This window comes from Streptomyces sp. YIM 130001, from assembly GCF_003574445.1.
In the GTDB taxonomy this organism is placed as follows: Bacteria; Actinomycetota; Actinomycetes; order Streptomycetales; family Streptomycetaceae; genus Streptomyces.
On the sequence record NZ_KZ984564.1, the window covers coordinates 150,337 to 173,915 of the forward strand.

Consider the following 23,579-nt stretch of genomic DNA (forward strand, 5'->3'; position numbering starts at 1 on the left):
GAGGACCGTGAAGGTCCTCGTCATCGGCGGCGGCGCCCGCGAACACGCCCTGTGCCGCTCACTGTCCCTCGATCCCGACGTCACCGCGCTGCACTGCGCCCCCGGCAACGCCGGCATCGCCGAGGTGGCCGAACTGCACCCGGTGGACGCCCTCGACGGTACGGCCGTCGCCGCGCTCGCCCGGGACCTGGGAGCCGAACTGGTCGTGGTGGGCCCCGAGGCCCCGCTCGTCGCCGGTGTCGCCGACGTCGTACGGGAAGCGGGCATCCCCTGCTTCGGCCCGTCCGGTCAGGCCGCGCAGCTCGAGGGTTCGAAGGCGTTCGCCAAGGACGTGATGGCGTCTTCCGGTGTGCCCACCGCTCGCAGCTACGCATGCACCACACCGGAAGAGGTGGACAGGGCGCTGGACGCCTTCGGTCCGCCGTACGTCGTCAAGGACGACGGCCTCGCGGCCGGCAAGGGCGTCGTGGTCACCGCTGACCTGGAGGCCGCCCGGCAGCACGGATACGCCTGCGACCGCGTGGTGATCGAGGAGTTCCTGGACGGACCCGAGGTCTCCCTCTTCGCGATCACGGACGGCACCACGGTGCTGCCGCTCACCCCGGCCCAGGACTTCAAGCGCGCCCTCGACGGCGACGAGGGCCCGAACACCGGCGGCATGGGTGCGTACTCCCCGCTGCCGTGGGCGGACCCGAAGCTGGTCGACGAGGTCCTCGAGACGGTCCTGCAGCCCACGGTGGACGAGCTGCGCCGCCGCGGTACGCCGTTCTCCGGGCTGCTCTACGCAGGGCTCGCGATCACCGGACGGGGCGTGCGGGTCATCGAGTTCAACGCGCGCTTCGGCGACCCGGAGACCCAGGTGGTGCTCGCCCGGCTCCGCACCCCGCTGGCCGGTGTCCTGCTGCACGCGGCGAACGGCACGCTCGACGCACAGCCCGCCCTTTCCTGGCGCGACGAGGCCGCGGTCACCGTCGTGGTGGCCTCGCACAACTACCCCGGAACGCCCCGTACCGGCGACCCGATCGAGGGCCTGGACGAGATCGCCGCCGAGGACGCCCCGCATGCGTACGTCCTGCACGCCGGTACGAAGCACAGCGGTGACGCGGTCGTCAGCGCGGGCGGTCGCGTCCTGTCCGTGACGGCGACCGGCGCGGACCTCACCGAGGCGCGGGAGCGGGCGTACGCGGCGGTGGGCCGGATCCGCCTCGACGGGGCGCAGCACCGGACCGACATCGCGGCGCAGGCGGCCGCGGCGAACTGAGTCGTCCGCCGGGCACCGCCTGTCCGGAAAGCCCCCGCCCGGACCCTCGTACGAGGGCCCGGGCGGGGGCTTTCGTGCGTCACTCGAGGGGTTCGCGAGTGCCGGGAGAGGGGTGCGCGAGGGTGCCCACCACAGAAGTCGAACGATGGGGCAGCTTTACCCAAAGCCATTCCATCGAGTGACCGATCGGCCATCCGGCTGACTGGCTCCAGGGCCCCAACTATGGTGCGCCGCAAGCTTTCCGGCACTTGGCCCACCGGCATTGCGGTGTCCGTGGTGGGTGTCACAGTGGGGGAGTGAACAGAGCCGTCGCAGGTGCAGAGGGGGTGACGTCCGGCCGTGTCCGGAACCGGTATGGGTGCTGAGGTGGGCGCGCAGACAGCGCGGTCCCAGGCTCTCGCGGTGCTGCGGATCCGCAGCAGGGCCCTTGCGGCGGCGTTGCTGCCCGCGGCCTTCGCGGTGGTGCTGTTCGCCGGGTGGGCCACCGGCCATGCGGAGGGCGGCGGTTGGGACGTACTGCGCCAGGTCGTGACCGGCGTCGCGGTGCTCTCGCTGATCGTCGCCGCGGCCGTGGCGATCGTGGTCGCGCAGTCCAGGCCGGCGATGAGCCCGACCGTGGATGTGGCCGAGCGGGACGCCCCCGATCTCTACCGCCTGGTGCGCGATCTGGCGGACCGCCTCGAGGTGCCCGCACCGTCCGCGATAGCCCTGACCCCCGACTGCGACAGCTGGCTCGAGGACCGCACGCATCCGGCGCACAGCCCGCCGGCCCGCGCGGCCTCGTCCGGCGGCGCGACCCCTGCGCCGCGCGGCGGCGAGGAGCGTTCCGCCGCCCCGGTCCTGGTCATCGGATCGCCCTTCCTGTGGTGGATGCGCGTGGGTGAGCTGCGCGCGGTGCTTGCGCCGGTCGTGGCGGGCACCGGTCCGTCGGCTCATCCGGACCTGGCGGCCGCCCGCCGGTTCGTGCGGGGGCTCGACGGCGCTGTGGCGGACTCGCGCAAGCCTGGTCTCGGACTGCTGCGCGGGCTGTTCCTCGCCGGTACGGGACGGATCGCGCGGGCCCTGTTGCGGGCCTGCCGGGACCACGCCGCCGAGATGGAGCGCGGAGTCGCCGCGGCGGCCTCCGAGCGCGCGCAGAGTGTCGACTACGGACTGCGGATCGTCGCCCAGGAGCAGGTCGGCCTGGCGTACGCGGGCTGGGACCGGCTGCTCACCCGGGTCGCGCTGCCCGCCTGGCGGATGGGGCGCTGGCCCTCCCGCCTCGACGCCGGGGTCGTCGCGGCGCTCACCGAGCTCTCCCGGCGGGACCGCCTGGCCGACGGCTTCGCCGCCCGCCTCGGCGAGCGCCCCGCCTGCGATCTCCTCGAGGAGCCGGGTGCCGCGGACGAGGCGGCCTCACTGCTCGCCGCCCGGCTCTTCCACGGCGGACCTGCCGAGGCCGGTCCCGACTGGTCGCCGGTCGGCTGGGACGAGTATCCGGAGGAGGTCGTGGACCGCAAGTGGCGTACGGACGCGGCCCGACTCCACCGCGTCCTCGACGAGTTGGGCGTACGGCTTCCCGCGGACCCCACGGCGAGCGCCTCCGCACCCACCCTGTCCCGGGTCCTGGAGCACTTGGCCGGTCCGGACGACGGCCGCGAACTGCCCCCGGCCTCCGGCGCCGACGGCGCGGGCACAGCCCTGGGCTCCGACTCCGTCCCCTCGCCCGCCGAGCCGCCCGACGCCGAGGGCGCCCTCGGCACCGATCTCGACGAGGACGAGGACGAGGACCCCGACGCCGTGTTCGGTTCCGAGCGGAGTGCGGCGCTCGCGGCGCGGATCAGTACCGAGGTGGCGCGCGAGGAGGCACAGGCCCCGGTGCCCCCGCCCGCCGCCCCCGGCGCCGACGACGAAGAGCTGTGGAGCGACGGCACGTTGCCCCTGTTCCCGCTCCAAGCACCGCGTACGGGACGCGAGTTGCTGGTCGACCACGTCACGGCGATGGTGTGCTGCGCCGCGATCGACACCGCCGGAGCCGCACCCGGGCTCGACTGGCTGGACGGCCCGGTGCTCCTGGCCGGTGGCGAGCGGGCCGGTGACCTCGGTCCGTGCGTGCTGAGCCTGATATCCGACGGCGACCCGGGCCCGTTGCGAGACTGGCTTGCCCGGCACGGCGTACGCCCGGAGAAGCCGGTGCGCCTCGTCTGAACGGACCCGCGTCGCGCACCCTCCGTGCCACCCCACCGCACTCACGTCCCACCCGCCCCTGCCAACTTCCGGACTTGTCGGTTCCGTTCACGTCGATTAACGACGAACGGTGACGGAGTGAGTGCTTTATGTGATGTGCTGGGCTCGGTCGTTGACACGAGCACGTGAAAACCGGCCGTCAACACCAGCCGGGCGCGGGGGCCAGAGGGAGGGGACGCCGTGGGCGGCGAGCAACAGATTCGGCGGTGGGAGTCGGGCGCCCTCGCCCACGCGGTCACCGACCCCTTCGGTCAGGGCCCGTTGCCGTGGCTGCGCGGCAGCGAGAACTACTTCGGCGACACCGGCCAGGTCGTCCCCTGGTACATCGACCACGCCCCGGCACCCGGCGCGCGGAACATCCCGAGCCCCCGCACCGGCGGCCCCCGTACCGCCGACGACGTGCACCAGCAGATCAAGGGCTTCACCTCCACCGGCGCCGCGGCCCCGGGCGAGGCGATCGACTTCCACGTCACCGTCGATCCGCCCCAGCAGTTCAGCGTCGACATCTACCGCATCGGGCACTACGCGGGCGACGGCGCCGCGAAGATCACCACCAGCCCCCGCCTCTCCGGCATCGTGCAGCCGGCCCCGCTCGCCGCCGACCGCACCGTCTCCTGCCACCACTGGTGGCTCTCCTGGCGCCTGCAGATCCCGTCGTACTGGAACGTCGGGGCGTACGTCGCCGTCCTCACCACCACCGACGGGTACCGCTCGCACATCCCGTTCACCGTCCGCGACGACCAGCCGGCGGACCTGCTCCTGCTGCTCCCGGACGTCACCTGGCAGGCGTACAACCTCTACCCGGAGGACGGCCGCACCGGCGCGAGCCTCTACCACGCCTGGGACGAGCAGGGCCGCCTGCTCGGCGAGAGCGACGCGGCGATCACGGTCTCCTTCGACCGCCCCTACGCGGGCGCGGGCCTGCCCCTGCACGTCGGCCACGCCTACGATTTCATCCGCTGGGCAGAGCGCTACGGCTACGACCTGGCGTACGCCGACACCCGGGACCTGCACGCGGGCCGCGTCGACCCGACCCGCTACCGGGGACTGGTCTTCCCGGGCCACGACGAATACTGGTCCGCGCCCATGCGCCGCACCACGGAACGGGCCCGCGAGCACGGCACGTCCCTGGTGTTCCTGTCGGCCAACAGCCTGTACTGGCAGGTCGAGTTGGCCCCGTCCGCGTCGGGAGTGGCCGACCGGCTGCTGACCTGCCGCAAGCGCCACGGCCCCGGAAAGCCCTCCCTGTGGCGCGAGATCGACCGGCCGGAGCAGCAGCTGCTCGGCATCCAGTACGCGGGCCGGGTCCCCGAACCCCACCCGCTGGTCGTGCGGAACGCGGACCACTGGCTCTGGGAGGCCACCGGCGCCCACGAGGGCGACGAGATCGAGGGACTGGTGGCGGGCGAGGCCGACCGGTACTTCCCCCGGACCGCGCTGCCCGAGCACGAGAGCCGCATCCTGCTCGCCCACTCCCCGTACGAGGACGGCGAGGGCGCCCGGCGCCACCAGGAGACCTCGCTCTACCGGGCGCCGTCGGGCGCCCTGGTCTTCGCCTCGGGGACGTTCGCCTGGTCGCCGGCGCTCGACCGGCCCGGCCATGTGGACCCCCGGGTCCAGCGGGCCACCGCGAACCTCCTGGACCGCATCTGCAAACGGGACTGACAGCCCCGCACCGACCCGGCCGACCAGCGCCCGGACCTCCCGCGCGCTGCACCGCCGCGGGAGTGCGGGAGAATCACAAGTGCCAGTCCGCCCGTCTCCCAGCACCGCCCACCGCGGAGCCCCGGGCGTTTCACCTGCACGACCCGCGGAGGAAACCGTGTCCGGATTCGTCGAAAAGCCCGAGCCGGTCCAGGTGCCCGGCCTGGTGCACCTGCACACCGGCAAGGTCCGCGACCTGTACCGGAACGAGGCTGGAGACCTCGTGATGGTCGCCAGTGACCGCATGTCCGCCTACGACTGGGTGCTGCCCAGCGAGATCCCGGACAAGGGCCGGGTGCTCACCCAGCTGTCGCTCTGGTGGTTCGACCAGCTCGCCGACCTCGTACCGAACCACGTGCTCTCCACCGAACTCCCGGCCGGCGCCCCCGAAGACTGGGCCGGCCGCACGCTGATCTGCCGCTCCCTGCGGATGTCGCCCGTCGAGTGCGTGGCCCGCGGCTACCTCACCGGCTCGGGGCTCGCCGAGTACCGCGAGACCCGCACGGTCTGCGGTCTCGCGCTGCCCGAGGGCCTCGAGGACGGATCCGAACTGCCGTCGCCGATCTTCACCCCGGCCACCAAGGCCGCCGTAGGCGAGCACGACGAGAACGTCAGCTACGAGGAGGTCGCCCGGGAGGTCGGCGCCGAGACGGCCGCCCAGCTGCGCCAGGCGACGCTCGCGGTGTACGCGCGAGCCCGGGACGTGGCCCGTGAGCGCGGCATCATCCTGGCGGACACGAAGTTCGAATTCGGCCACGACGGCGAGGAGCTGGTGATCGCCGATGAGGTGCTCACCCCGGACTCGTCGCGCTTCTGGCCGGCCGACACCTGGCAGCCCGGGCGTGCACAGCCGTCGTTCGACAAGCAGTACGTCCGCGACTGGCTGACCTCGCCCGAGTCCGGCTGGGACCGCGCGAGCGAGCAGCCCCCGCCCGCACTCCCCGACGCCGTCGTCGCCCGCACCCGCAGCAAGTACGTCGAGGCGTACGAGCGCCTGACGGGGCTGGCCTGGGCGTAGCGGCTCACGAGCACAGCGAAAGGCCCCGGCACCTGGGGTGCCGGGGCCTTTCCGATGGAGCGAACGACGAGGTTCGAACTCGCGACCTCAACCTTGGCAAGGTTGCGCTCTACCAACTGAGCTACGTTCGCCTGCGCACAAGCGCGACGCCCACTATACCCAACCGTGTTCCCGGGCGAGCCGCACCGCTGCGTGCCGGTTCTCGACGCCGAGCTTGGAGACCGCGGAGGAGAGGTAGTTGCGGACCGTGCCCTGGGACAGAGCGGCCCGCTCGGCGATCTCCGCCACGGGTGCGCCGTCGGCCGCGAGTTCCAGCACCTCGGCCTCGCGCGCGGTCAGCGGGGAGTCACCTGACGCGATCGCGTCGGCGGCCAACTCCGGGTCCACGTAACGGTTTCCGGCGCGTACGGTGCGGATGATCTCGGCGAGGCGCTGGGCGCTGACCGTCTTCGGCACGAAGCCCCGTACGCCTGCCGCGAGGGCGCGTTTGAGGTGGCCGGGGCGGCCGTGGCTGGTCACGATCAGTGTCCGGCAGTCGGGCAGTTCGGCGCGGATCGTTGTGGCCACACTCACACCGTCGGCGCCCGGCATCTGCAGGTCGAGCACGGCGACGTCCGGCCGGTGCGTACGGGCCATGGCGATCGCCTCGGGGCCGCTGCCCGCTTCCGCGACGACGACCAGGTCGTCCTCCAGCGCGAGCAGTGCGGCCAGCGCGCCGCGGATCAGGTGCTCGTCGTCCGCGAGCAGGAGCCGTACGGCTGACTGTGCGGCCGGCTGATCGGTGGACTGCTCGCTGTGCTGCTCGGCCGTCACTCGAGCCTCCCTTCGGACCGGAGCGTTCCGGTGGGTTGTGCGGTGGGGGCCGCGGGGGCGGCCCGATGGTCGTCAGCGGTGCTGCGGCTGCGGCCTCCTCCTTCCGCGGCGGGTACGTCTTCCGCGCGTTCCGCATCGGCAGCGTCGTCGCTCGGGCGGGCCGCGCTGTCCGGGACCTGCGCCTCGTTCTCGGGGCCGGTGGCCGCCGATGCCGGTCCCGGTGCCCGCTGCCCAGACGAGTCCGGTTCTCCCGTCCGCCCGGACGACCGACTCCGCTCCGCCACCGGAACCCGGGCCGTCACACGGAAGTAGCCGCCCCGGGTCAGGCCCGCCTCGAGGGTTCCGGAGACGCCGGCGAGGCGTTCGCGGAGGCCGGCCAGGCCGGAGCCGCCGGCCGGAGCCAGGGCATCCGCGTCCGCGTCCGTCTTCTGATGGCCCGCGGCACCGTCGTTCTCCACGGTCAGGACCGCGTCACCGCCGTCCCGGCGCAGCAGCACCGAGCAGTGGGCCGGGTCGCCGTGCCCCAGCACATTGGTGGTGGCCTCGCGCACCACCCAACCGAGCACCGACTGGGTGGAGTCGGGCAGGGTGTCCGCCGTGGCCGTACCGACGAGCACGCACTGGATGCCTGCGGCCGTCAGGACGCCGTGCGCGCCCGCCAGTTCGGCGCCCAGATCCGCCTCCCGGTAACCGCGCACCACGTCGCGCATGTCGCGCTGGGTCTCCCGGGCGATGCGCTGCACCTCCGCCATCTCCTCGATGGCCTCCGGCTTCCCCCGCGACGCGAGCCGCGCGGCCAGTTCGCTCTTCAGCGCGATGACCGCGAGGTTGCGCCCCATCACGTCGTGCAGATCGCGTCCGAAGCGCAGCCGCTCCTCGGCGACGGCGAGTCTGGCCTGGGCCTCCTTGCCCTGCTCGGCCTGGGCCATCGCCCCGACGCTCCAGGCTCCGCTGCGCACCGAGGCCAGGGCGAGCAGCGGCCCGGCGTAGGAGCTGCAGATCACGGCGAACAGGCTGAGGCCCTGCAGCCCGGCGACGGCGTAGGCCACGCCGATGACCGCTGTGAGCGCCAGATGCCGCAGCAGGAAGGTCCGTACCGGCGCCACCAGGGAGTACGTCATGGCGAACGGAAGGGTGGCGAAGAGGGCGAGGAACGCCGGGAACGGCTGCTCCGGCCCGCCCAGTGCTTGAGTGACGACCAGCAGGAGCAGGACGATGCCCATCAGCGTGGCCAGGATCTGCAGCGTCCGCGGGGAGAGCCGTCCCCGGCCCAGGTAGTGGTCGAGCGCGGGGGCCAGCGCCCGGTCGCAGATGACGGCCATGGTCAGGCAGAGCACCGCCACCACCGAGCCGAGCATCACCGTCCGCAGATCGTCGCCGATCAGCTGGAGCAGGGGCAGCAGCGCCCAGCTCATGAGGAAGAACCAGGGCAGCATGCGCAGCGCCATCCGGTACTGGAACTCGACCCGCTCCAGCGGACTGCGATCGCCCCACACCCGCGCCTGCCAGCGCTTCATGCGCCCCATGCCCGTTCGCCTCCGTATCGTCCGTGCGTCCCGGCCGCCCTCAGGCCCTGTCGGTCCTGGTGCGGCCGCCGGACACCCCCGGCTCAGCGCCTGGGCTCCCACCGGAACAACCGTCGCACAGCGATCCCGGCGACGACGATCCACGCGACGGCGAGGCCGATCTGGGCCAGCGTCTCGGTGCCGGAGAGCTCTCCGGTCAGGCCGCTGCGTACGAGGGCGATCACCGGGGAGAACGGCAGCATCTCGCAGATCGAGGCGACCTTGTCGGGCAGCACCTCGAGCGGGACGGCCATGCCGGACCCGAGCATCGAGATGAAGACCAGCGGAAGCGTGGTGACCTGCGATCCCTCGGCCGTACGGCTCAGGGCCGCGGTCACGCCCGCGGCGACCACGGCGAGGACGAGCCCGAGCAGCAGACCGATCACGATCAGGTGGGCCGCCGCCGGGACCTTGGCGTCGATCACCGTCAGACAGGCCACGGACACGAGTACGGACTGGGCGAGGCCGATGAGCAGCGACGGCAGTGCGGCCCCGGCGAGGATCTCGCCGTCCTGCAGTTCGCCGGTGCGCAGCCGCTTGAAGACCAGCTCCTCGCGGCGTACGACGAAGATGTTGACCAGGGCGCTGTACACGGCGAAGAGCAGCGAGAAGCCGATGGCCGCGGGCAGGATGATCTCGCTCATGGACAGCGAGGTGGAGTCCTGGAGGGTGTCCTTGGCGGAGGCGTAGACGCTGAACGGCAGGATCAGCGGAATGGCCATCGCCGTGAACAGAACACCCTTGTTGCGGCCCAGCAGGGTGAGTTCGGCGCGGGCGAGCGAGGTGAGCCGGCCGGCCGGCGTGCTGGCGGGGCCGGCCGCGGCGGTGGTCGCGCTGTCGGTGGTCAGGGTGCTCATGCCACTGTCTCCTTCTGGCGGTCGCCCGCACGGAATCCGGGGTCGTCCTGGCTCCTGGCCTCGCGGGCGATCTGCAGGAACGCCTCTTCGAGGGAGGCGGAGCGGACGTCGAGGGCGCGCAGTTCGATGTTGCGTTCGGCGGCCCAGGTCAGCAGCCGGGTGGCCGAGAACTGCAGCTCCTTGGTGCGCAACTTGACGGTGCGGCCGGACAGTTCGTGGCCGATGATGCCGATCGAGTCGAGCGGCGGCAGGTCGCCGACGAAGTAGCCGTCGGGCAGTTCGAAGGAGATCCGGGACGGCTCCGCGGCCGTCACCTCGGCCGGTGTGCCCGAGGCCGCGATCCGGCCCTCGTGCATGATCGCGAGGCGGTCGGCGAGCGACTCGGCCTCTTCCAGGTAGTGCGTGGTCATCAGGACGGTGGTGCCGGAGTCGCGCAGCGAGCGGACCAGGTCCCAGGTGTCCTGCCGGCCCTCGGCGTCCATGCCGGTGGTGGGCTCGTCGAGGAAGAGCATCTCGGGCCGTCCGAGCAGGGCGAGCGCCAGGTCGAGGCGCCGCTTCTCGCCGCCGGAGAGCATCTTCACGCGTACGTCGCCGCGCTTGGCGAGGCCGACCAGTTCGAGCGACTCCGCCTGCGGGCGGGCGCCGCTGGTGGCGCCGGCCCACATCCGCAGCGTCTCGTTCACGGTCAGCTCGGACGGGAAGCCGCCCTCCTGCAGCATCACCCCGACCCTCGGGCGCACCAGGTTCCGCTCGGTGTACGGGTCGTGGCCGAGGATGCGGACCTGGCCGCCGGCCGGCCGGTCGAGGCCTTCGAGCAGTTCCACGGTCGAGGTCTTGCCGGCGCCGTTGGTGCCGAGCAGGGCGAAGAGTTCGCCCTTGCCGACCTCGAACGAGACGCCGCGTACGGCCTCGAATTCGCCTCCGTACACCCGTCGTAGATCGGTGACTTCAATCACGGATTCGTCCCCCGCTGGGCTCTGTGTGGTCATGGCTCAAGCCTCCCGGCGGCGACGGGCCGGCGGCAGTGCGAGGTGTCATGGACCTGCGTGACAAATGTCAGAAGCCGGGGAGAGCGGCGCTTGCGCGGACCGGGGTGCGTCCGGACAACGAAGAAGCCCCGGTACGAGATGTACCAGGGCTTCTTTCCCGAGCGGACGACGAGGTTCGAACTCGCGACCTCAACCTTGGCAAGGTTGCGCTCTACCAGCTGAGCTACGTCCGCATGGCATCCGACCGGCTTTCACCGATCGGCGCGTGCATCAGCCTACCTGATCGAATTACTCGACCGGAAGGAGATGCCGGAGCGGGTGACAGGAATTGCACACTGCGCCTCCCCCTTGGAAAGGGGGTGTTCTACTACTGAACTACACCCGCGCGTCCTCCGTGGAGTCCGGCCTTGTGGCCTGGCCCCGCGGCGCGCTCCAGACTTTAGCCGACCTGCAGGGGTGGAGCGCAAGTCGGATGCGTCGCCGGTCCGTTCCGCGATCGGCGGACCGGATCGGGACGGCGGCGTTCCGCGGTCAGTTGGCCGCGTTGAACGCCTCGTAGACCTTCTTGGGGATCCGGCCGCGGGCCGGGACGTCCATCTTGTGCGAACGGGCCCAGGCGCGCACCGCCGCGGGGTCGGCCGTCACCGTGGTGAAGGTCGCCGTGGGGCGGCCGTTCCTGACGCTCGCCTTCGTGCCGGATTTCGGCTGCTTGCGGCCCGCGTGCAGGTACGGCGCGAGCGCGCTGCGCAGTTTCTTGGCATTGGCGGGATTGAGGTCGATCTCGTACGACTTGCCGTCCAGGCCGAAGGCAATGGTTTCCGCTGCTTCTCCGCCGTCGATGTCGTCGGAGAGGGTGACCACGACACGCTGCGCCACGAAAATCGGTCCCTTCATGCGGAATCACCGCGCTGACATGCGGTGACGCCGACTGGCCGGTTGTTTTAGGGGGCATTGCCAGGACTATTGAGCTATTGCTTGTCGAATCCTTTGTACAGGGCCCGGCAATGCATTGTGAAGCCCGACTAAATCCGTCCGCGTGTCCGGATGCAATGTCAGTCCTGTCTTTTTCCCAGAATTTTCCCTGGGTGGCCCGTCCGGTATGCGGGAACGTGATGACGGTCACGTGATCGCCGCAAGTCCCGGCCGATGTCCACACTTCCGTGCGGCGTTCCTCCGGTGTTCCCGCCGGCCTTCCGGTTCTCTTCCGGCAGCCCTTCCGGCGACTGTTCCGACGGCCCTTCCGGCTCCACTTCTGTCCGTACTCAGGGCGGTCCTTACGGCAGTCCTTACAGCGGTCCTTACAGCGGTCGTTATGTGCGGTCCCCTTCCGCCCGTTGTCTACCCGCGTAGAAATTTTCGGCGGGTAGTCTGATGAGACCTGCTCACGCACCACACACCGGGAGTGCCAGTGGCACGCGTCGTAGTCGACGTCATGCTCAAGCCCGAGATCCTCGACCCCCAGGGACAGGCGGTGCAGCGTGCACTGCCGCGTCTCGGATTCGAGGGAATCGCGGACGTACGCCAGGGGAAGCGCTTCGAGCTCGAGGTGGAGGGCGCGGTCGACGACGCCGCACTCGCCCGCATCCACGAGCTGGCCGAAACGTTCCTCGCCAACACCGTGATCGAGGACTTCGTCGTCAAGGTCGAGAACGCCGAGGGCATCGAGAACCCCGTGACCCCCGACGTCCCCGCGAAGTCCGGGAGTTGACGTGACTGCTCGCATCGGAGTCGTCACCTTTCCCGGCACGCTCGACGACCGGGACACCCAGCGCGCCGTTCGGGTCGCCGGCGCCGAACCCGTGCCGCTGTGGCACCGGGACAAGAACCTGGGGCAGGTCGACGCGGTTGTGCTGCCCGGCGGATTCTCCTACGGCGACTATCTGCGGGCCGGCGCGATCTCCCGTTTCTCGCCGCTGATGGAGACCGTCATCGAGCAGGCCAGGGCCGGAATGCCGGTACTCGGTATCTGCAACGGTTTCCAGGTCCTCACCGAGACCCACCTGCTGCCCGGCGCCATGCTGCGGAACACGGATCTGCACTTCGTCTGCCGCGACCAGAAGCTCCGCGTGGAGAACGCGGAGACCGCCTGGACCGCGGACTACACGCAGGGCCAGGAGATCTCGATCCCGCTCAAGAACATCGACGGCCGCTACGTCGCCGACGAGCGCACCCTCGACGCGCTCGAGGCCGAGGGCCGGGTCGCCTTCCGCTACGCCACCGCCGGCGAGAGCGCCGACGGCTACGGCAACCCCAACGGCTCGCTGCGCGATATCGCCGGCATCACCAACGCGGCGGGCAACGTCGTCGGCCTCATGCCGCACCCCGAGCACGCGGTCGAGCCGCTCATCGGGACCGGCCGCACCGACGGCCTCGGATTCTTCACCTCGATCCTCAAGAATTTGGTCAACGCCTGATGAGCCTCGACACCGTCAAGCACGCGGAACAGACCCCCGACGTCGAGCTGCCCTGGAAGGAACTCGGCCTCAAGGAGGACGAGTACGCCCGGGTCCGCGAGATCCTCGGCCGCCGTCCCACCGGCGCCGAGCTCGCCATGTACTCCGTGATGTGGTCCGAGCACTGCTCGTACAAGAGCAGCAAGGTGCACCTCAAGCAGTTCGGCGAGAAGGCCCCGCAGTCCGACGCGATGCTCGTCGGCATCGGCGAGAACGCCGGTGTCGTCGACGTCGGCGAGGGCTACGCGGTCACCTTCAAGGTCGAGTCGCACAACCACCCGTCGTACGTCGAGCCCTACCAGGGCGCGGCCACCGGCGTCGGCGGCATCGTGCGCGACATCATCGCGATGGGTGCGCGCCCGGTCGCCGTCGTCGATCCGCTGCGGATGGGCGCGGCCGACCACCCCGACACCAAGCGCGTGCTGCCCGGCGTCGTCGCCGGCATCGGCGGCTACGGCAACTGCCTCGGCCTGCCCAACATCGGCGGCGAGCTGGTCTTCGACGCCTGCTACCAGGGCAACCCGCTGGTCAACGCCGGTGCGATCGGCGTCATGCGGCACGAGGACATCCACCTCGCCAAGGCCTCCGGCACCGGCAACAAGGTCATCCTGTACGGCGCCCGCACCGGCGGCGACGGCATCGGCGGCGCCTCCATCCTGGCCTCCGAGACCTTCGACGCCACCAAGCCGAGCAAGCGCCCGGCCGTGCAGGTCGGCGACCCCTTCCAGGAGAAGCTCCTCATCGAGTGCACCCTGGAGGCCTTCGCCGAGCAGCTCGTGGTCGGCATCCAGGACCTCGGCGCGGCCGGACTGTCCTGCGCCACCTCGGAGTTGGCATCCAACGGCTCCGGCGGTATGCGCGTCGAGCTGGACGACGTACCCCTGCGCGACTCCACGCTCTCGCCCGAGGAGATCCTCATGAGCGAGTCGCAGGAACGCATGTGTGCGGTCGTCGAGCCGGACAAGGTCGAGCGGTTCCTCGCGATCTGCGAGAAGTGGGATGTCATCGCCACCGTCGTCGGTGAGGTCACCGACGGCACCCGGCTCGAGATCTTCTGGCACGGCGAGAAGATCGTCGACGTCGACCCGCGCACGGTCGCCCACGACGGCCCGGTCTACGAGCGCCCGTACGCCCGTCCCGACTGGCAGGACGCGCTGCAGGCCGACGACGCCGGCGAGCTGGCTCGCCCGGCCGACGGTGACGCGCTGCGCGCGCAGGTCCTCCAGGTCGTCGGCTCGCCGAACCAGGCGTCGAAGGCCTGGGTCACGGACCAGTACGACCGTTTCGTGCAGGGCAACACCGTGCTCGCCCAGCCCGAGGACTCCGGCATGATCCGGATCAACGAGGAGACCGGCCTCGGCGTCGCCCTCGCCACCGACGGCAACGGCCGGTTCGCCAAGCTCGACCCCTACACGGGCGCGCAGTTGGCGCTCGCCGAGTCGTACCGCAATGTCGCCGCCACCGGCGCACGGCCGCTCGCGATCTCCGACTGCCTCAACTTCGGTTCGCCCGAGGACCCCGACGTGATGTGGCAGTTCGCCGAGGCCATCCGCGGTCTCGCCGACGGCTGCCTCGAACTCGGCACCCCGGTCACCGGCGGCAATGTCTCGCTGTACAACCAGACCGGCGAGGCCGCCATCCACCCGACGCCGGTCGTCGCCGTCCTCGGTGTGATCGACGACGTGGCCCGGCGCACCCCGATCGCCTTCCGGGAGAGCGGCCAGCTGCTGTACCTGCTCGGCGACACCCGCCAGGAGTTCGGCGGTTCCGCCTGGTCGGACGTCGTGCACGGGCACCTCGGCGGGCTGCCGCCGAAGGTCGACCTCGGGCGCGAGCAGCTGCTCGCCGAGATCCTGATCTCGGCCTCGCGCGACGGCATGATCGACGCCGCACACGACCTGTCCGACGGTGGTCTGGTGCAGGCGGTCACGGAGTCCTGTCTGCGCGGCGGCAACGGCGCGCGGCTCGTCGTCCCCGACGGCCTCGACGCGTTCACTCTCCTGTTCTCGGAGTCGGCCGGTCGTGCCGTGGTCGCGGTGCCGCGCAGCGAGGAGCTCCGCTTCACCGACATGTGCGGTGCGCGGGGGCTTCCGGCGACCCGGATCGGCGTGGTCGACGGTGACGCGGTGGAGGTGCAGGGCGAGTTCACGCTGTCGCTGGCCGAGCTGCGCTCCGCGCACCAGGAGACGGTGCCCTCGCTCTTCGCCTGAGCACGGAGTTCGTTCACCCGCGGCCCCCGTTCCGGATCCGTCCGGGCGGGGGCCGCGGCGTGCCCGGGGGAGCGGGTGTCGCTCCGCGTGGTCTCCGCCGGCCGGGCTTCCGTAATAGCGTGTTCCGACCTACCGCGCGCCCGACCCGCACCTGACGCGCTCCACGCCCGACCGGATCCGAGCCGGCTCGACCCGTACCGCGAGAACCCGGGGGAACTCATGCTCGTACGCAAGTCGTTCGCCGTCCTGCAGCGCCTGCTCCTGGTGGCCTTCGTGGCGCTGATCGTGGTCTACCTGATCAAGGACCTGCAGCCGCCGCTGTGGATCGTCTTCGGCCCGCTGATCGTCTCGTACGCGATCGGGATCACGCTCGGACGGATGTCGAGCCGGTACCAGAAGAGCGTGCGGCACGAGACGGTGGAGGTGCAGGCGCCGGTCACCGGACGCTGGTCCGCGATGAACAGCCCGGCGGACCGCACGCCGAGCCACGGCGTCCACCACTTCGGCCAGACCTACGCCATCGACGTGGTGCCCGAGCCGGAGGGCACGGGCCGTCCGCGCTTCGCCTGGCTGTGGCCGATCGCGCGGCGCCCGGAGTCGTTCCCGGGTTTCGGCAGCCCGCTCTACGCGGTCGCGGACGCCACCGTGGTCGCCATGTCCGACGGCCGGCGTGACCATCTGAGCCGGAACTCGGTGATCGGGTTCCTCTACGTGCTCCTGGCCGAGGGGGAGCTGCGCGGACTCCTCGGCCCCGACCGGGTGTTGGGCAACCACGTGATCCTGGACCTCGGCGATGGCCTGTACGCCGCGTACGCCCACGTCCAGCGAGGGTCGATCCCCGTCCGCGCGGGCGACCGGGTCGCCGCCGGTCAGCTCCTCGGCCGCTGCGGCAACTCGGGAAACACCACCGAACCGCATCTGCACTTCCAGCTGATGGACGGACCGGACCTCGACACCGCCCGCGGCAGGCCGTTCCGCTGGCGGAACGTCGGAGTGCCGCGGAACGGCGAGCGGTTCACGGTCGACTCGGCGCCCTCCGCGCAGGAGTGAGCGGCAGCGCCGATCTCGCCCGCCGGCAGAGCTATTCTCGCCCGCATGCCGACAGCCAAGCCCCGCGCCCGTACGTACGACTCCGCCAAGATCAGGGCGGCCGTGACCCGGCAGTTCGGCCAGGTGCACGGCGCGATCCGCGGGTTGACCGCGGAGCAGCTCGCGGCGCCCACCGGGCTCGGCGACTGGACGGTACGTGAGCTCGCCGTGCATCTGACCATGACGGTCGAGAGCGTCAGCCGCTGCCTGGACGAGCCGGAGCCCGCCGGGCGGCCGACCGGGCTGCTCGAGTACCCGCAGCTGACGGCCGGTTTCGCCGAGGCGGTCGCCGAGCACACGCAGGGGGTCGCGGAGCGGAAGCCGGATCTGGTGGGGCTCTACGACGAGGTGGCCGAGCGGTTCGAACGCCGCCTCGCCGACGCCACCGACGGCCGACTGCTCGCCGTGCGGTCCGGCGCGATGAGACTCGCCGACTACCTGGTCACCCGTACCGTCGAACTCGTCGTCCACACCGATGACTTGAACCGTGCGACGGGCCTCGGGATCCCGCTGGAGCGCCAGGCGGTCGCCGCCTGCACGCGGCTGCTCGCCGACACCCTCGCCGCCCGGGCACCCGGTGCGTCCACGGAGGTCCGCATCCCGCCGTACGCCGTCGTGCAGTGCATCGAAGGCCCTCGCCACACCCGCGGCACCCCGCCGAACGTGGTGGAGACCGACCCGCTGACCTGGATCCGGCTGGCCACCGGACGGACGGACTGGCAGTCGGCCCTGGACGGGGCGAAGGTCGCCGCCAGCGGCGAGCGGGCCGACCTCGCGGCGCTGCTGCCGCTGATGAGCTGAGCCCCGCGCGCGGCACGGACGGAAGCGTGTCCGTCACCAGGACGGAAGCGTGTCGGTCACCAGGACGGAAGCGTGTCGGTCACCAGGACGGAACCGTGTCCGTCACCAGGACGGAACCGGATCCCCCACTGCTTCCGTCACAGGCACATGCATACGCAGCGCAGCACACTCAGCGCCGTCGCCGTCGCCGTGGCCGCCCTCGGCCTGCTCACCGCCTGCGGGACCGAGAAGGCGGGTTCGGAGGGTTCGAAGGAGGTCGGCGGGGCGCCCGAAGCGTCCCTCGCCGGCCAGAAGTGGCAGGTCGAGAGCATCACCGTGGACGGCAGGACGACGAAGGCAGCGGTCGGCGCGGCCCACGTCGCGTTCAAGGACGGCAAGGCCACCGGCAACCTCGGCTGCAACGGCTTCGGTGGTGAGGCCGCCGTCGAGGGCGACTCGGTCAAGGTCGGCAAGCTGATCCGGACCCAGATGGCCTGCGGCAAGAAGATCACCGGTTTCGAGAACCGGGCGATCGAGGCGCTCTCCGACGGCAGCCTGAAGGCCGCCGTGGACGGCGACCGCCTCACGCTCACCGCGGGCAACGGCGACCGGATCGCGCTGACTTCCAAGCCTGCCGCCCCGCTTGTCGGCACCAAGTGGAAGGTCGGCTCGGTCGTCGACAAGAAGGCGGCCCGGTCCCTCCCGAAGGAGGTCGATGCGCATCTGACGTTCGGCAAGGACGGCACCGTACGCGGCAACCTCGGCTGCAACGACGTCACCGCCAAGGCCGACGTCCGGGACAACGGAAAGATCGAACTCGGCTCGGCGGGCGCGACCCGCAAGATGTGCCCGGGCGACAAGATGAAGACCGAGCGGTCCCTGCTCGCCCTCTTCGGCAAGACCGTCGACTACACGCACGAGGGCGACCGCCTGACCCTGACGAATCCCGCCGACGGCAAGGGCGCGGCGGCGAAGGCCGCGACGGACGCGAAGCCGGGCGCCGGTGAGAAGTCGGGCGCCGGTGAGAAGTCGGGTGCGGGTGAGAAGTCGGGCGCGGGCGAGAAGTCGGAGCCCGGCGCGCAGACCGGATCCGTTTCGAACCCGGACGGCGAGTAGACCGGACGGCCGGGCGGCGCACCGGGCCTGGCCGCGCCTCAAGTCCGCCGGAGAATCAGGAAGTTGAGCCGCCGGAACCGGGCATCCCGCCCGGCCGGCAGCCCCCAGGAGGTCCGCACAGCACTGTCGCGCCCCCCTCCCCCGTCCGACCGGCGGCAGAGGCACCCCGTAGGGACGCCCCGCCGGTTCCCCCCGGCCGGACCGTGCGCGGGCCCACCACCCCGATGGGGCCCGCGCCGGCCGTTCTCGGAACCGCCCCAGGGATCCCTCACCCCCGGACGGTCCCGGTACGGACCGCTTCGAGTGGCCCGTACCTACCCGGGCCGCCCGCACGATCCGAACTCAGACCCGCGTCGCCCGCCCGCGACGCGACCGCAGCAGGAAGACCGCACCGACCGCGAGCAGCAGGCCGCCGCCCACCGCCGACGGCAGCGTCTGGTCGGATTCGGCGCCGGTCGCGGCGAGATCGCCGTCGGCCTTCCCGGCCGAAGTGTCCTGCCCGGCAGCCGACTCCGCGGCCTTCGTCCGCTCGGTCTGGGGCTCCGCGCCCGAGGCGTCCTCGGACGACCCGCCGCCCTTCGCCCCGCCCTTCGCCGCGGCCGGCGCCGGGACGCCGTCCAGCGAGACGGCCACCTTCGCCGAGTCCTCGCCCGCGTCGACGACCTTCACCTCGACCTCGGCCGAGGGATCGGCCAGCGTCTTCCCGGCCGCGAGCGCGTCGGCGTCCGGCGCACCCTCCGACTCGTGGTGGTCGGCGTCGGGCGTGGTGTCGACCAGGGCCGACTCGGCGTACTCGGTCCCGGTCACGCGGTAGGCGTGGACACCCTCGATGCCCTGGTCCAGATTCCCGGAACCGGCGCGGAACTCCACCACGAGCCGGTCGTCCCCGACCGGTATGTCCAGAGCCCGCACCCCGTCGCCCGTCCCGTACAGCGAACGCAGTTCGTACGTACCGGATTTGGCGACCCGCACCGCCTCGTCGCCGTTCAGCCACTTGCTGTGGATCAGCTCGGGCGCGGTCAGACCGGCCGCCCAACCACCGCCGCCCATCGGTGTCTTGTGGCTGGTGTCCTCGGTCTCCTTGCAGGCCGAGAGGTCCGTGCCGGGGCAGCGCAGCCGCATGTGGTGGCCGTAGCCGAAGTTGTGCCCGAACTCGTGGACCAGGGCGGTCATGCTCATCTCTTTGCCGTCGTTCGGCATCCAGGTGGTGCCGCCGCCGACCGAGCCGAGGCCCGCGTAGTCGCAGCCGGCCTTCTCGCTGGGGAAGACGATCGAGAGGTGCTCGTAGTCGTCCTCGGTGACGCCCTTGCCGGCCAGGGCCTTCTCGGTGAGCTCGGCGATCCGGCCGCTGTCGCAGCCGGACGCCGACATGGGCAGCTCGATGCCGCCCAGCACACCGTCGCCCGAGGCCGGCGCGAAGGTCGTAGCGTCCCGGGTCACTTCGTTGTAGTACGAGGTCAGGGACTCCGAATCGCCGAAGTACGCCTTCTCGAGCATGGCCTCGGTGGCCGCCGGGTCCGCGAAGGAGTCGTCCGTGAAGCCGACCATCACGACCTGGACGCGCCGCTCGTCGGGCGCCTCGGCGGCCGCCGCCGGTGCGAGCGAACCGGCGGCGAGCGCCGTGCCGCAGGCGAGTGCGCCGAATGCCGAACGGCGCCGGGCGCGCGGGGACACCAGCATGGTGAGAGATCCTTCCGGACACGTCATGGGGATTCCGGGCGGAGAACTCGCCGGAGTCCGGGCCACGTTAGGTGCCCTCACGCCCCACCAGCCCCCTCACCACAGGGCGTTAGGGCTGCCTTGAGGCTGCCTTAAGGATCACCGGACCCGCCGCCCGACGCCGGCTCCTCATCAGGCGGGATACGGCAGCAGCTCGTCGTTCACCGCCTCCCACCTGCCCCGCAGTTCGGCGAGCAGTTCGCGCTCCGCGGTTGCTCGGTCGGCCTGCTCGCGCTGGTCGGTGCCCAGGTCGAAGAGCTGGTCCGCGCCGCTCTTGCCGCGGTAGTACTTCCAGTCGCCGCGGCGCAGCGCCCGTTCGCCCCTGACCCGCCAGAACAGGTCCCGCTCCGGTACCTTCTCGCCGCGCAGCAGATATCCGGCCAGGCTCGTACCGTCCAGCGGGTAGGCGGGATGCGGCCGCGCACCCGCGATCTCGAGCAATGTGGCGGTCCAGTCCGGCGTGAACACCGGCTCCCCGCTGACCTGCCCGCCGTCGATCCGGGCCGGCCAGCGCAGCAGCGCCGGCACCCGGATACCGCCCTCCTGCAGCGACGCCTTGTTCCCGCTCAGCGGCCAGTTGTACGAGAAGCGCTCGCCGCCGTTGTCGCTGGCGAAGAACACCAGCGTGTCCCGCTCCTGCCCGCTGGCGCGCAACGCGGCGAGCACCCGGCCGACGGACCGGTCCAGGTCCTCGACCATCTCCGTGTACTTGGCGATCGAGCCGCCGTCCGCGTGCCAGAGCGCCCGCGCGTCGCCGGCCTTGATCCGGCGCACGATCTCGGCGCTCTGCTCGGTGTCGCCGTCGGCGATCCAGGGCCAGTGCGGGGTGGTGAAGTTCAGGTTCAGGAGCCACGGCTTGTCGCCCTCGCGGCCCTCGCGCACGTAGTCCTCGGCCCGCTCGGTGAGGATCCGGGTGTAGTAGCGCAGGTCCTTGTATTCGGCGTCGCCCTCACGCACCGAACCGCGGTAGAGGTCGTACGTCCCGTCGCCGCCGAGCTTGGAGTAGTACTCGAGGGCACCGCCGAAGTTCCCGAAGAACTCGTCCCAGCCGGACTTCGTCGGCGAGTAGTCCGGCAGGAAACCGCAGTGCCATTTGCCGATCAGGGCGGTCGCGTATCCCGAGTCGCGCAGCAGGGAGGCGAGCGTCGGGTGAGTGGGCTCGAGACCCTCGGAGTTGTCGGCGATCGGCTCGGCGAGCCCGCCCCGCGTGCGTCCGGGGTAGCGGCCGGTGTACAGGCTGAAGCGGGTGGGGGAGCAGGTCGCCGACCCCGAGTACGCGTCGGTGAAGCGCACGCCCTGGCGGCCCAGCCGGTCCAGGTTCGGGGTGCGGATGTGCGTCGACCCGTAGCTGGAGAGGTCGGCCCAGCCGAGGTCGTCACCGAGGATGAACAGGATGTTCGGCCGCCGTGCGTGGCGGCCGGTGGCGGCGGCGAAGGGCCGTTCCCCTACGGCCTCGGCCGGGGCCGCCGACGCCGTACCGCCCGACAGGCCGAGGGCGGCGGCGGCCGCACCGGCGCCGACCGCGCCACCGAGGGCCCGCCGGGACAGGGCCGGACCGCCGGCCGGCGCGACGTCGTCGTGCGTTACGGAAGGGCCCTGTGGAGCGGACGAATCGTGCTGTGCGGACGAGCCGTGCTGCGCGGACATGACGTCTCCAGACATACGCCGTCGCCGTACGGCGTCACCGGTCGTCAGGGCACGTCAGCGCGCCCGAGACGGCGGCGACCGCGCACGGGGAGGCAGGAAGAAAAAGGGGGAAGGGCGAGGAGGTGCGGAGCGGGAAAGGCGCTCAGCGGCAACAGATGGCGCTCGCGACACGGACCAGGTCGACGTGGCGGCGCTCCACGAGAGTGACCGCGTGGTCACCGAGGGGCTGCATGGCCGGGAGCCTGACCGAGAACGACCGAACCTGTCAATGAGGCGTCCGCGCCTCGGACGGATCCGCCCGCCACTGTCCGTACCGCGGACACCGGGCCCCGTGGAATGTGATCCGTGACGCATCCGGGCCGCTCCGATGCCGTCCGGCGACGGCCTCCGCACGGGCTCCGACGGCCCGCACGAGCGCGATCCGCGCACGTCGGGAGCGGATCACCGGCCCGGGCCCGGCCTTTCGCGGGCCCCGTCCCCAATTCGGACCAGTGGTCGATCTCGCCTACACTCGGTGGCGTGCCTCGTGGTGATGGACGACTCAACCACGACCTGCTCCCCGGTGAGAAAGGCCCCCAGGACGCTTGCGGCGTCTTCGGTGTCTGGGCTCCGGGCGAAGAGGTCGCCAAGCTCACTTATTTCGGACTGTATGCCCTGCAGCACCGCGGACAGGAGTCCGCGGGCATCGCAGTGAGCAACGGGTCGCAGATCCTGGTCTTCAAGGACATGGGACTGGTCTCGCAAGTCTTCGACGAAACGTCCCTGGGCTCGCTCCAGGGCCATATCGCAGTGGGCCATGCCCGCTACTCCACCACCGGAGCCTCGGTGTGGGAGAACGCCCAGCCGACGTTCCGTGCCACCGCGCACGGCTCGATCGCGCTCGGCCACAACGGCAACCTGGTGAACACGGCGCAGCTCGCCGAGATGGTCGCCGACCTCCCCAAGGAGAACGGCCGCGCGACCCAGGTCGCGGCCACCAATGACACCGACCTGGTCACCGCCCTGCTCGCCGGTCAGACCGACGACGACGGCAAGCCGCTGACCATCGAGGAAGCGGCTCCCAAGGTCCTGCCCGAGGTGTCCGGCGCCTTCTCGCTCGTCTTCATGGACGAGCAGACCCTGTACGCGGCCCGCGACCCGCAGGGGATCCGTCCGCTGGTGCTCGGCCGTCTCGAGCGCGGCTGGGTGGTCGCCTCGGAGTCCGCCGCGCTGGACATCTGCGGAGCGGCCTACGTCCGTGAGGTCGAGCCGGGCGAGCTGATCGCCATCGACGAGAACGGCATGCGGTCGTCCAAGTTCGCTGAAGCAAAGCCCAAGGGCTGCGTCTTCGAGTACGTCTACCTGGCCCGCCCCGACACCGATATCGCCGGCCGGAACGTCTATCTGTCCCGCGTGGAGATGGGCCGCAAGCTCGCCAAGGAAGCTCCGGCCGACGCCGACCTGGTGATAGCCACGCCGGAGTCCGGCACCCCAGCCGCCATCGGCTACGCGGAGGCCAGCGGCATCCCGTACGGCTCGGGCCTGGTGAAGAACGCCTATGTCGGCCGTACCTTCATCCAGCCCTCGCAGACGATCCGCCAGCTCGGCATCCGTCTGAAGCTGAACCCGCTCAAGGAAGTCATCCGCGGCAAGCGCCTGGTCGTCGTCGACGACTCGATCGTGCGCGGTAACACCCAGCGCGCCCTCGTGCGGATGCTCCGCGAGGCCGGCGCCGCCGAGATCCACGTGCGGATCTCGTCGCCGCCCATCAAGTGGCCCTGCTTCTTCGGCATCGACTTCGCCACCCGCGCCGAGCTGATCGCCAACGGCATGACGGTGGAGGAGATCGGCGCCTCGCTCGGCGCCGACTCGCTCTCGTACATCTCGACCGACGGCATGATCGAGGCGACCACCATCGCCAAGCCGAACCTCTGCCGTGCCTGCTTCGACGGTGAGTACCCGATGGACCTCCCGGATCCCGAACTTCTCGGCAAGCAGCTCCTGGAGACCGAGCTCGCTGCCGGCGCCGCCTCCAGCGCCGCGACCGACGCGATCCGTCGTCCGTAGCTCCCCCGGACCTCCGTCCGGGGGACGCACCCACCCGGAATGAAGTCCGGGCGGCGCCCCCACATACCGACCCGAAAGTTCTCTGC

The 23,579-nt window shown here is 71.4% G+C and carries 19 protein-coding genes and 3 tRNA genes; 11 read left to right on the top strand and 11 right to left on the bottom strand.

Features of this window, described 5'->3' with window-relative positions:
* The first annotated feature begins 7 nt into the window (after window positions 1-7).
* The 4 genes from purD (at window position 8) to DSC45_RS27415 (ending at window position 6,209) form a co-directional block, all read left to right on the top strand.
* On the top strand, window positions 8-1,261 hold the full coding sequence (purD, locus tag DSC45_RS27400; RefSeq protein WP_119294640.1) for a phosphoribosylamine--glycine ligase: 1,254 nt from the start codon (window positions 8-10) through the stop codon (window positions 1,259-1,261).
* A gap of 354 nt (window positions 1,262-1,615) precedes the next feature.
* The gene (locus tag DSC45_RS27405) at window positions 1,616-3,448 is read left to right on the top strand and encodes a M48 family metalloprotease (RefSeq protein WP_119294641.1); all 1,833 of its coding nucleotides are present in this window, start codon (window positions 1,616-1,618) and stop codon (window positions 3,446-3,448) included.
* A gap of 219 nt (window positions 3,449-3,667) precedes the next feature.
* Window positions 3,668-5,152 (top strand): N,N-dimethylformamidase beta subunit family domain-containing protein, encoded by a 1,485-nt coding sequence (locus DSC45_RS27410; RefSeq protein ID WP_119294642.1) that lies wholly within the window; start codon window positions 3,668-3,670, stop codon window positions 5,150-5,152.
* A 157-nt stretch (window positions 5,153-5,309) separates the two neighbouring features.
* Window positions 5,310-6,209, top strand: coding sequence for a phosphoribosylaminoimidazolesuccinocarboxamide synthase (locus DSC45_RS27415; protein WP_119294643.1), 900 nt, complete (start codon window positions 5,310-5,312; stop codon window positions 6,207-6,209).
* Window positions 6,210-6,264: 55 nt separating this feature from the next.
* On the opposite strand, the gene DSC45_RS27420 is transcribed toward DSC45_RS27415, so the two are convergent.
* From DSC45_RS27420 to DSC45_RS27455, 8 genes are all read right to left on the bottom strand, one after another.
* A tRNA-Gly gene (locus DSC45_RS27420) sits at window positions 6,265-6,340 on the bottom strand.
* A 22-nt stretch (window positions 6,341-6,362) separates the two neighbouring features.
* Complete coding sequence (locus DSC45_RS27425) at window positions 6,363-7,022, bottom strand: response regulator transcription factor (protein ID WP_119294644.1); 660 nt, start codon at window positions 7,020-7,022, stop codon at window positions 6,363-6,365.
* The gene (locus DSC45_RS27430; protein ID WP_240434873.1) at window positions 7,019-8,548 is read right to left on the bottom strand and encodes a sensor histidine kinase; all 1,530 of its coding nucleotides are present in this window, start codon (window positions 8,546-8,548) and stop codon (window positions 7,019-7,021) included. The genes DSC45_RS27425 and DSC45_RS27430 overlap by 4 nt, the downstream gene beginning before the upstream one ends.
* A gap of 83 nt (window positions 8,549-8,631) precedes the next feature.
* Entirely contained in the window at window positions 8,632-9,444 is an 813-nt protein-coding gene (locus DSC45_RS27435) for an ABC transporter permease (protein ID WP_119294645.1), read from the bottom strand.
* Window positions 9,441-10,433, bottom strand: coding sequence for an ABC transporter ATP-binding protein (locus DSC45_RS27440; RefSeq protein ID WP_119294646.1), 993 nt, complete (start codon window positions 10,431-10,433; stop codon window positions 9,441-9,443). The genes DSC45_RS27435 and DSC45_RS27440 overlap by 4 nt, the downstream gene beginning before the upstream one ends.
* 160 nt (window positions 10,434-10,593) lie before the next feature.
* Window positions 10,594-10,666, bottom strand: a tRNA-Gly gene (locus DSC45_RS27445).
* An 80-nt stretch (window positions 10,667-10,746) separates the two neighbouring features.
* Window positions 10,747-10,818 (bottom strand) — tRNA-Gly (locus DSC45_RS27450).
* A 146-nt stretch (window positions 10,819-10,964) separates the two neighbouring features.
* The gene (locus DSC45_RS27455) at window positions 10,965-11,309 is read right to left on the bottom strand and encodes a histone-like nucleoid-structuring protein Lsr2 (protein WP_119294707.1); all 345 of its coding nucleotides are present in this window, start codon (window positions 11,307-11,309) and stop codon (window positions 10,965-10,967) included.
* A gap of 532 nt (window positions 11,310-11,841) precedes the next feature.
* Between DSC45_RS27455 and purS the strand changes: the two genes are divergently transcribed.
* The 6 genes from purS (at window position 11,842) to DSC45_RS27485 (ending at window position 18,081) form a co-directional block, all read left to right on the top strand.
* Window positions 11,842-12,141 carry a phosphoribosylformylglycinamidine synthase subunit PurS gene (purS, locus tag DSC45_RS27460; RefSeq protein ID WP_119294647.1) on the top strand — a complete coding sequence of 100 codons (300 nt, stop codon included), beginning with the start codon at window positions 11,842-11,844 and terminating at the stop codon, window positions 12,139-12,141.
* 1 nt (window position 12,142) lies between these two features.
* Window positions 12,143-12,847 (top strand): phosphoribosylformylglycinamidine synthase subunit PurQ, encoded by a 705-nt coding sequence (purQ, locus tag DSC45_RS27465; protein ID WP_119294648.1) that lies wholly within the window; start codon window positions 12,143-12,145, stop codon window positions 12,845-12,847.
* Window positions 12,847-15,096: a phosphoribosylformylglycinamidine synthase subunit PurL gene (gene purL, locus DSC45_RS27470; RefSeq protein WP_119294649.1), complete on the top strand. Its 2,250-nt coding sequence runs from the start codon at window positions 12,847-12,849 to the stop codon at window positions 15,094-15,096. Before purQ ends, purL begins: the two co-directional genes overlap by 1 nt.
* A gap of 219 nt (window positions 15,097-15,315) precedes the next feature.
* The gene (locus DSC45_RS27475) at window positions 15,316-16,146 is read left to right on the top strand and encodes a murein hydrolase activator EnvC family protein (RefSeq protein ID WP_119294650.1); all 831 of its coding nucleotides are present in this window, start codon (window positions 15,316-15,318) and stop codon (window positions 16,144-16,146) included.
* A 45-nt stretch (window positions 16,147-16,191) separates the two neighbouring features.
* Window positions 16,192-16,986 carry a maleylpyruvate isomerase family mycothiol-dependent enzyme gene (locus DSC45_RS27480; protein WP_119294651.1) on the top strand — a complete coding sequence of 265 codons (795 nt, stop codon included), beginning with the start codon at window positions 16,192-16,194 and terminating at the stop codon, window positions 16,984-16,986.
* Between the two features lie 147 nt (window positions 16,987-17,133).
* A complete protein-coding gene (locus DSC45_RS27485) occupies window positions 17,134-18,081 on the top strand; it encodes an META domain-containing protein (RefSeq protein WP_119294652.1) in 948 nt (315 codons plus the stop codon).
* 342 nt (window positions 18,082-18,423) lie between these two features.
* Here DSC45_RS27485 and DSC45_RS27490 read toward each other — a convergent pair whose 3' ends face one another.
* From DSC45_RS27490 to DSC45_RS36960, 3 genes are all read right to left on the bottom strand, one after another.
* The gene (locus DSC45_RS27490; protein ID WP_119294653.1) at window positions 18,424-19,761 is read right to left on the bottom strand and encodes an LPXTG cell wall anchor domain-containing protein; all 1,338 of its coding nucleotides are present in this window, start codon (window positions 19,759-19,761) and stop codon (window positions 18,424-18,426) included.
* Window positions 19,762-19,932: 171 nt separating this feature from the next.
* On the bottom strand, window positions 19,933-21,447 hold the full coding sequence (locus DSC45_RS27495; RefSeq protein ID WP_119294654.1) for a sulfatase family protein: 1,515 nt from the start codon (window positions 21,445-21,447) through the stop codon (window positions 19,933-19,935).
* 142 nt (window positions 21,448-21,589) lie between these two features.
* Entirely contained in the window at window positions 21,590-21,679 is a 90-nt protein-coding gene (locus DSC45_RS36960; RefSeq protein ID WP_346426681.1) for a putative leader peptide, read from the bottom strand.
* A gap of 287 nt (window positions 21,680-21,966) precedes the next feature.
* On the opposite strand from DSC45_RS36960, the gene purF reads away from it, so the two are divergent.
* Window positions 21,967-23,493, top strand: a complete 1,527-nt coding sequence (gene purF, locus DSC45_RS27500) for an amidophosphoribosyltransferase (RefSeq protein WP_119294655.1) — start codon at window positions 21,967-21,969, stop codon at window positions 23,491-23,493.
* The last annotated feature ends 86 nt before the right edge of the window (window positions 23,494-23,579 follow it).